General features: G+C 62.2%; 6 protein-coding genes. 2 read left to right on the top strand and 4 right to left on the bottom strand.

From position 1 onward, the window contains the following. The coding region (locus RMO57_RS17860; protein WP_310388936.1) for a TonB-dependent receptor domain-containing protein at window positions 1-2,805 on the top strand (2,805 nt) is incomplete at its 5' end. 166 nt (window positions 2,806-2,971) lie between these two features. Here RMO57_RS17860 and RMO57_RS17855 read toward each other — a convergent pair. Both RMO57_RS17855 and RMO57_RS17850 read right to left on the bottom strand, forming a co-directional pair. Then, window positions 2,972-4,099 carry a serine hydrolase gene (locus tag RMO57_RS17855; RefSeq protein ID WP_310388934.1) on the bottom strand — a complete coding sequence of 376 codons (1,128 nt, stop codon included), beginning with the start codon at window positions 4,097-4,099 and terminating at the stop codon, window positions 2,972-2,974. Window positions 4,100-4,114: 15 nt separating this feature from the next. Then, a complete protein-coding gene (locus RMO57_RS17850) occupies window positions 4,115-5,362 on the bottom strand; it encodes a D-amino acid dehydrogenase (RefSeq protein ID WP_310388933.1) in 1,248 nt (415 codons plus the stop codon). Between the two features lie 259 nt (window positions 5,363-5,621). Here RMO57_RS17850 and RMO57_RS17845 point away from each other — a divergent pair, with 259 nt between their 5' ends. Beyond that, a complete protein-coding gene (locus tag RMO57_RS17845; RefSeq protein ID WP_310388932.1) occupies window positions 5,622-6,620 on the top strand; it encodes a succinylglutamate desuccinylase/aspartoacylase domain-containing protein in 999 nt (332 codons plus the stop codon). A gap of 275 nt (window positions 6,621-6,895) precedes the next feature. Here RMO57_RS17845 and RMO57_RS17840 read toward each other — a convergent pair whose 3' ends face one another. Both RMO57_RS17840 and RMO57_RS17835 read right to left on the bottom strand, forming a co-directional pair. Beyond that, window positions 6,896-8,044 (bottom strand): branched-chain amino acid ABC transporter substrate-binding protein, encoded by a 1,149-nt coding sequence (locus RMO57_RS17840; RefSeq protein WP_310388930.1) that lies wholly within the window; start codon window positions 8,042-8,044, stop codon window positions 6,896-6,898. 177 nt (window positions 8,045-8,221) lie between these two features. Continuing rightward, window positions 8,222-8,484 (bottom strand): hypothetical protein (locus tag RMO57_RS17835; RefSeq protein ID WP_310388929.1); only part of this gene is annotated, 263 nt, incomplete at its 5' end.

Genomic DNA, 8,484 nt, shown 5'->3' with positions numbered 1-8,484 from the left:
TTCGGCGGCCACCTCAGCTTGCTCGGTGGTCTTGCCTTGGCTCAAAGCACAGAGGCCGTTCAAAAAATTGAGCGGGTCGAAGTGACCGGCTCGCGCATCAAGCGCCTGCAAGACGAAGGCGCGCTGCCGGTACAAGTGATCACAGCCGCCCAGTTGGCGCGTGACGGCATCGTGTCGGCCGAACAGCTGATGAGCCGGATCACGTCGAACGGCAACGGCTTGGACAATATGGCCAGCCAGTCCGATGTGGTCGGCGGCGACGCACGCGGCAATAACGGCGCAAGCTTCGCCAATCTGCGCGGTCAGGGTTCGCGCAACACCTTGGTGCTGTTGAACGGGCGGCGCATCGCTGCTCACGGCCTCAACGGCACCGCCGTCAATCTCAACACCATCCCGATGGCGGCGATCGAGCGGATTGAAATTCTCAAGGACGGCGCATCCGCGCTCTACGGCACCGACGCCATCGGCGGTGTCATCAACTTCATTTTGAAGCAGGACCTGACGGGCCTCAATCTGCAAGCCTTCACCGACATGGCCCAGGAAAGCGGCGGCAATATCACCCGGCTGTCGGCCTCGGGCGGCTTCGGCAACCTGAGCACCGATGGCTACAACGCGATGTTTGCCCTGGCCCGCACCGAGAACAAAATCCTCAAGGGTACGCAGCGCGATTTCGTCAACACCTTCCAGCCCGATCGGGGTTTGTCGGTCGATACCCGCGGCACGCCGGTCGCCACCGTATTTGCCCGCGCCGGCTTGACCACGATTTTGAGCCCCAGCAGTTCGGGCGTGCTCTTGCCCGGCGGCACGCAGCGCTACAACGGCATCAATATGCTGAACCTGCCCGGCGCAGCCGGCTGCCAAACGATGGCGAATTCGCAAGCCTACGACGCCAAGCTCTGGGCCTCGCCGGGTACCGAGTACGGCTGCGCCTGGGACACCGGCGTGTCCGCCACGCTGCAGCAGCCGGTCGAAAACACCAGCTTTGTCGGCCGCCTCAGCAAGACCTTGGGCGAACATCTGCTGACGGCAGAATTCGTCGGCGCCAAGATTGATTCGGCCAAGGAGTTCTCGGAGGTTCAGCTGATCTCCAGCGCCACCAACAGATACCTCTACCCCAGCACCGGCGCGTCGTACAACGCCGTGTTTGATTCGATCGCCAAGGTCTTCCCCAGCATCGCCGGCAACCGGGGCAACCCGATCGCTTTCCGCTGGCGTTGCATGGAATGCGGCCCGCGCGAAATCGCCACCGAGACCGAATCGGCGCGCTTCTTTGTCGGCCTGGATGGCCCGCTGCCTTGGGCCGGCTGGGACTACAAGACCGGTCTGTCCTCGGCCTACAGCGATGACAAGTCCAAGCTCGGCAGTGGCTATTACTTCCGCGACGGCATGGTGGCCGCTATCGGCTCGGGCAATCTGGACCCGTTCTTGCTGCCAGGCAAGCAGCAAAACGCGGCCGGTTTGAGCGCGCTGGAGGCGGCATCGGCACGCGGCGTGACGCTGTACGGTGGCAAATTCGAAGTGATGCAGGGCGACTTCTCGGCCAGTGGCCCGGTCGCCCAACTACCGGCCGGCATGATGATGGCGGCCGTCGGCATTGACCTGCGGCGCGAAAAATTCAACTTCAAGGGCGCCGATGGCGCACCCAATGGCGCCGTCGTGATTGCCGCACCGTTCGACTCCAGCAACGCAGTCGACGGCGTCAAGCGCGATGTCAAGGCCGCCTATGCAGAGTTGATGATGCCGGTGCTGAAGAATCTGGAAGTTACCGCTGCCGTACGCACCGACGATTACACCGGCTTTGGCCGCACCACCAACCCCAAGGTCTCGGCGCGCTTCACGCCGGTGGAGTCGCTCGCTTTGCGCGGCTCCTATTCCACCGGGTTCCGGGTGCCGACCTTCAACCAAGCCTTGAACGGCATCACAAGCGCGCCGTTTGATGGCAAGGATCTGGTCGACCCAGCCGCCTGCCCGAGCTTGATCGTCAACCCCGCCGATCCGAAATGCGTCGCCGTCTTCCCCGACATCATCGACGGCGGCAACAAGGCGTTAGGCCCAGAAAGCTCCAAGCAGGGCGCACTGGGTCTGGTGCTGGCACCGATGAAGAACACCTTGCTGTCGCTTGACTGGTGGCAGATTGAGCGCACCGACGCCATTCGCACGCCGTCGCTGGACGAGTTGAAGAACAACTACAGCCGCTTCCAAGACCGCTTTATCCGTGCCCCAAATGGCAGCTTGGTCGGCATCGACCAGCGTTGGTTCAATGCGGGTGGTGCCAAGTCCTCGGGCCTGGAACTCAGTGCGTCCACCAATGGCAAGCTGCTGGGCGGCAGTTGGGCCGCCAATTTGGAAGGCTCTTACCTGATCAGCAAGAAATCGCGCATCTCGGATACCGACCCCTGGGGACCGAGCGAGCTGGGCCAATTCAATCGCTATGACGACCCCGGCATCCGTTGGAAGCATGTGGCCAATTTCACCTACGGCCAAGACAGCTGGAGCACCACCTTCACGCAGCGTTACACCGGCGGCTACACCGACGCGGTGCTGCCGGGCGTGGCCAACGGCACGGTCACACCGGCCAATTGGCAGGCCGACGTGAAGTCCTACATCGTCTATGAGCTGTCCGCCACCTACCGCGGCTTCAAGAACCTGGCCGTGACCGGAGGCATCAAGAACCTCTTCAACACCAACCCGCCGTTCAGCGCCTACTACGACGCCGATCTGGGTTCGGGCAGCTCGTGGGATCCGCGCGTGGCCGACCCACGTGGCCGCGCCTTCACCTTGCTGGTGGACTACAGCTTCAAGTAAAGCTCAAGGCCGCTCTGAAGGCCCGTTAGCAAAGCCCCACGGCGCAGACTGCGTGCAGGCTGGCACTTTCGCCAATTGACCAAGCTTGGGCGGGCCAGCCGCTGCCACACCGCGGCCAAACAAGCCCCGTCAGGCAGCGGTGAAAAACAAGGCAGACAGGGCGAATTCAGTCTCCCAGCCAGGTACGCAACCCGCTGTCAATGGCGGCTCCCAGCGCCGGCAACTTCCAGCTCGTGGCGGCATCGGGGTGCGGTGCGTAGCGACTGCCCAGATTGCTGGTCATGGCGATCAAATAGTGACGCTGGGCCGGTGCGATCCCGCGGGCGATGCCGGCGTCGGCGCTGTAGTTCTCGGTGTTGCCGGTCTTGTGTGCAAACAGCAGATCGTCAGCAGGCAGCCCAGCCACCCAGCCCGGCAATCCGCGCAGCGTCGCACTGGACAAAATTTCATGCAAGGTCTGCTGTTCCAGGCAATCCATCACGTGCGCAAGGCTAGCCCCCAGCAAGCGCGCATGCCCGCCGGTCAGCCAGGGCGCAGCGGGTGCCTGCGCGTCCAGCCACCAAAGCAGGCGCAAGCTGTCCCAGGCGGTCATCTGCAAATGCCCGACGCCCGCGCCGGCGGCATTGCCCCAGCCGCCATCGGCGCGGGTGTTGGCCAGCCGTAAACCGAACAAACCCAAGGACTCGAACAGCTGATGTAACTCGTTATGTACTTCCGTCTGGCCCACGCGCCGGATCGCGCCGCAGGCGTGCAAATGCATCACCAAGGCCGAGGTCGAGCTGTTGCAGCTGATCGTCGTCATGTCGAACGCCCAATCGCCGATCGACTTGACTTGCCCCTCAAAGCTCAACTCGGCCGACCATGCGCTGCGGCCTTGGTCGACCAAACGAGCCACGCCAATCAGCACCATCAGCTTGAGCAAGGAGGCCGGATACGGCGCCACAAACCTCTGCGCGCCGCTGCCGCACAAGTGTTGCCAGGGCAGCCGGGCCCAATCACTGCCGGGCAACCAGGCCACCGACCGCCCCTGCTCGTCTTGCAGGTCGGCATGGAAGCTGACGTTGCGGACCGCCGCCGCCGCACCCAGGTCGGCAATCAAGCCCTGGGGATGCTCGCGCGAGAACAGCACATTGGCATAGACCGGCGCGGCATTGCGGGGGAAAGCCGCCACGGCCAGGTCGATGCTGGGGTGCTCGGACACCGGCGCGCCCTGGCGCATGGCATCGGGCGTTTCATCAAAGCGCTGCGCCCGCACGGCCCTGAGCAGCAGCGCAGCTAAATCATCGTTCGTCATCTAAGCCCCGGTCATTCAGGACAGCTGCAAACCCGCCAGATCGATCGGGCTGACGCGCCCACTGACCAACTCGGCCACGATATTGGCGGTGCCAAAGGAGAAGGTAAAACCCAGTGCACCATGGCCGACATTGAGCCACAGATTGCGCACACCCGAGGCCCCCAGAATGGGCGCACCGCTGGGCGTGGCCGGTCGCAAACCGGCCCATTCAATTGCCTGCGCGTAGTCGGCCGCCCGCGGGAATGTGGCCTGCACGTTGCGCCGCAACGAAGCAATCCGGGCCGGGTCAATGCGCTCATCCGCGCCCACCAAATCGACCATGGCCGCCACGCGCAGCTGCTCGCCGATGCGGGCGTAGACCACCTTCTTCTCAAAGTCGGTCACGCTGACCACCGGCGGGCGGTGCTCGGCCGCAATCGGCGCCGTCAGGCTATAGCCCTTCAAGGGGTAAATCGGCAGCTTGATGCCTGTTTTCAGCGCCAACGCTCGGCTCTGCAGGCCGGCCGCCAGCACAAAGTGATCGGCACTCAATTCGCCGTGTTCGGTCAGCACCGCCACGGCAGCGCCCGCCCGCAGAATGAAGCCCTCAGCACTTGCTTGTACGAGGCCGCGGAAATTGCCATGCCCCTGCAAGCGCAGCAACAACAACTCGCAGACCTTGCGGCAATCGGCCACCGCCTCGCCGGCGCTAAAAATGCCGCCGACAAAAGGCGCCGCGCTGAAGGCCAAGGCCGGCTCAAGCGCCACGCATTGCTCGAACGACAAGGCCTGCTCAGGCCCAGCACCGAGTGCCGTGACCCTGGCCGCCACGCGGGCAAACTCCTGCTGATTGCGGTAAACCACCAGCTTGCCGGGTTCGCGCAAGTCCACCACATCCAAGCGGGCATCTTGCTGCAGGGCCGAGAACGACTGGTGGCTGTAAGCGCCCAAGTCCAACAGACGGCCGGTCATGCGCCGGTTGACCGGCCCACGGCAGGCGCGCAAAAAGTCAATCATCCATGCCCATTGCTGCCAGCGCAGCTCGGGTTTGAAGCGCAACGGGCCGTCGGCATCCAGCAACCAGCGCAAGGCCTTCAGCGGTACGCCCTCATCCGCTAATGGCGAAACATAGCGGTAACTGAGTTGCCCTCCATTGGCTTGGCTGGCACCACCCGCGACCTCACCGGCCCGTTCAAGCAGCGTGACCGCAAAGCCGCGCTCGGCCAGCGCCCATGCCGTCGTCAGGCCCACAACGCCTGCACCAATCACTACACAATGCTGCATCCTGATTCTTCTCGGTTATTGCTGAGCTATGGCCTGAGAGGGTGAGCCTGCGCCCACCCAGCTCAATTCATGCGTCTTTCATGGCCACTAGATTAAGGACGATTACGATTCGATGCCAATGAAAGCGGCAGCGACAGCTATAACTTTGCTGCATGGGCAGAACGCTGTCCGCAATCAGCCGCAATGAACTGCAAGCCTGCCAGCAGCGACAATTACAGGCCGCCAGCAACCTCCTGTTTTTTTACAAAGTAGCCATTCGATGAGCATCGAGACACACCCCACACATCTGCGCATTCACCAATTTGCTGGCCTCAAGCCCGGCCCCAAACTGCTGGTGACGGCGGCCGTGCATGGCAATGAAGTGTGCGGCGTGACGGCGATCGGGCAAGTCATTCAGGCGCTGGACAGTGGCAGTTTGCGTTTGCTCAAAGGCACGCTGACCCTGGTGCCCGTGGTCAACCCATTGGCCTACCAACTGGGTCGGCGCGAAGGTGAGCGCAATATGAACCGAAACTTGCGCCCGGCCGTGATTGCACAAGATTTTGAGGATCGCCTGGCCGGCCGACTTTGCCCCCTGATGGCCCAGCACGATGTGCTGCTGGATTTGCATTCTTTCCAGAGTCGCGGCCAGGCCTTTGTCATGCTTGGCCCACGCGATAACCAGCACGAGCTCGAACCCTTCGCCCACGCCGCGGCCGAAGCCATGCTGGCCTGCAGCCTGGGGCCGACAAGAATTGTCGAGGGCTGGCTATCGACCTATGCCCTTGGCCTGCAGCGGCGCAAAGCCAAGGCCGGCGCAGGCCAAACGGCCAGGCAAGATCTGACCCTCGATCCACACTACGGCGTGGGCACGACCGAATACATGCGCAGCCAAGGTGGCTACGGTGTGACCCTTGAATGCGGTCAACACTTGGACCCCCAAGCCCCGCAAGTGGCGCATCTGGCGATCTTGCGAGCCTTGGCCTTGCTGGGCTTGGTGTCGGCCGAATCGGTCGGTCCACATCGTCCTGCGCAGGCGCCTGAGTTTTTGCAACTGTATGAGGTCATTGATCGCCAACATCCCGGCGACCAGTTCGCGCGCGAATGGTCCAGCTTTGACGTGGTGGAAAAGGATCAGTTGATCGGCACTCGGCACGACGGCAGCGCCGTCTTGGCACCCGCTTCGGGGCGCATCGTCTTCCCCAACAGCATGGCAGCAGCGGGGCAAGAATGGTGTTATCTGGCCCGGCCCAGCGACCGGACTATTGCCAAGCAGTGAGGCGCAATTTCTGAGCTGACACAGGCTCGGCATGATGTTGGGGGCCGAGCACCGTTCCCCAGCGCCGCCTGACTGGGCGCTCACAATGGGCAGCACGCTGGCCGAATTCAACCACCGCTACCGCCATCGGGTTCATGGACCGAAAGCACTTGGCGCGCCCATAGCGCCGAATCTCAGTCCACCAAGCTGCGCCCATGCTGGGCGCACAAAAAAGCCCGCTTGCGCGGGCTTTCGAGTTTGCAGGCTTCGAAACTAAGCAAATCACTTTTGGCCGTTTAGCGCACCACGGCGATTTGCGACTTCTCGCCACCCTTGTAGGTGTACATCGTCAGCGCGCCGTTCTTGATGTCACCCTTGGGGTCAAAGGTGATGGTGCCGGTCACGCCTTTGTAGCCGTCGGTCTTTGCCAACACGGGCAAATACTTGGCCGGGTCGGACGATTCTGCCTTCTTCATGGCCGCGACCAACACATTGACAGCGTCATAGACATAAGGTGCATAGATCTGCACATCAACCTTGTACTGTTCCTTGAACTTGGCCTTGAAGGCGTCCGAAACCTTGCGGCCCTCGCCTTCCTCAACACCACCGGCCTCCGCGCAGTAGACCTGGCTGTCGGCCATTGTGCCGGCCGACAACTTCGGCAGCTCGCCCGAGCAAATGCCGTCGCCACCGACAAACTTGGCATCAATGCCCAGCTGCTTCATCTGACGCAACATCGGGCCGGCCACGGCGTCCATACCGCCGAAGAAGATCACATCGGGCTTCTTGGCCTTCAAGGAGGTCAGGATGGCGGTGAAATCGGTTGCCTTGTCGTTGGTGAATTCGCGCCCGGCGATCTTGCCGCCGGCAGCCTTGACGCCCTTTTCGAACTCGTCCGCGACACCCTGGCCGTAAGCGGTGCGGTCATCAATGACGGCAATCGATTTGCCCTTCAGCTCCTTGACCGAATAGCGTCCCAAGGTGCCGCCCAGATGGACGTCATCGGCCACCACACGGAAGGTGGTCTTGTAGCCATTGCGGGTGAACTTCGGGTTCGTGGCCGACGGCGAAATTTGCGGGATGCCCGCATCGCTGTAGACCTTGGAAGCAGGAATTGAAGTGCCGGAATTCAGATGACCGATCACGCCGTTGACTTTGGAGTCAACCAGCTTTTGAGCCGCTGCAGTGCCTTGCTTTGGATCGCCGGCGTCGTCTTCAGCCAACAATTCGAACTTGGCCTTTTTGCCGCCGATCATCATGCCTTTGGCGTTCAGCTCGGCAATCGCCATCCGCGCGCCCAACTCATTGTCCTTGCCCAAGTGGGCAATCGCGCCACTGGTCGGGCCCACATGACCGATCTTGACGACGAGCACCTCTTGGGACATCGCCGTGCCACTCAGCAGCAGCGCCACAGCGCCCACAACAACATTCAACTTAACTTGCATGAATTACCTCCGGATAGGAAGAAGAAGAGCTTTTTGCTGTTGAATTCTCAACTCGCCGAACATACCCCAAAATTTGCGCCAACCTATATGGGGAAACCATGGAAAACCGCAGACTTCGCTGATGCGTTGTAGCTTGTTGTCGTCAGCGCGAAACAGCCACCAATTTTTAGCGCGATTTCACGTTCGCTCCGAGCGCGCCGCGCACGCCGAACATTCAGCGGCGGCCTTTTCAAACAAGGGCTGCAGTTGCGCCAGCAGCTGTGCGCGAAACTCAGCCAGCGCGGCGTCGACCACAGCAAGCACCGCTTGCTGCAAGGGCTCGGGCGGCGAGCGGTCCGGCTCGGTCAGATCCAGCCCCTGCAGGGGCTTGGTCAGATCCAGCCCCTGCAGGGCTGAGATCTCAAGCACCTCGGTCAAGGTCGGCACCAAGCGTGCCGTGG

Origin of the sequence: Roseateles sp. (assembly GCF_031397715.1) — a bacterium.
Classification (GTDB): Bacteria; Pseudomonadota; Gammaproteobacteria; order Burkholderiales; family Burkholderiaceae_C; genus Paucibacter_A.
The sequence above is the reverse complement of the archived record's forward strand: the minus strand, read 5'-3'. Positions and strand labels throughout refer to the sequence as shown.

Coding starts and splice junctions, on each gene's coding strand:
- RMO57_RS17840 (WP_310388930.1), bottom strand. CDS start 8,044: ATGCAAGTTAAGTTGAATGTTGTTGTGGGCGCTGTGGCGCTGCTGCTG.
- RMO57_RS17850 (WP_310388933.1), bottom strand. CDS start 5,362: ATGCAGCATTGTGTAGTGATTGGTGCAGGCGTTGTGGGCCTGACGACG.
- RMO57_RS17845 (WP_310388932.1), top strand. CDS start 5,622: ATGAGCATCGAGACACACCCCACACATCTGCGCATTCACCAATTTGCT.
- RMO57_RS17855 (WP_310388934.1), bottom strand. CDS start 4,099: ATGACGAACGATGATTTAGCTGCGCTGCTGCTCAGGGCCGTGCGGGCG.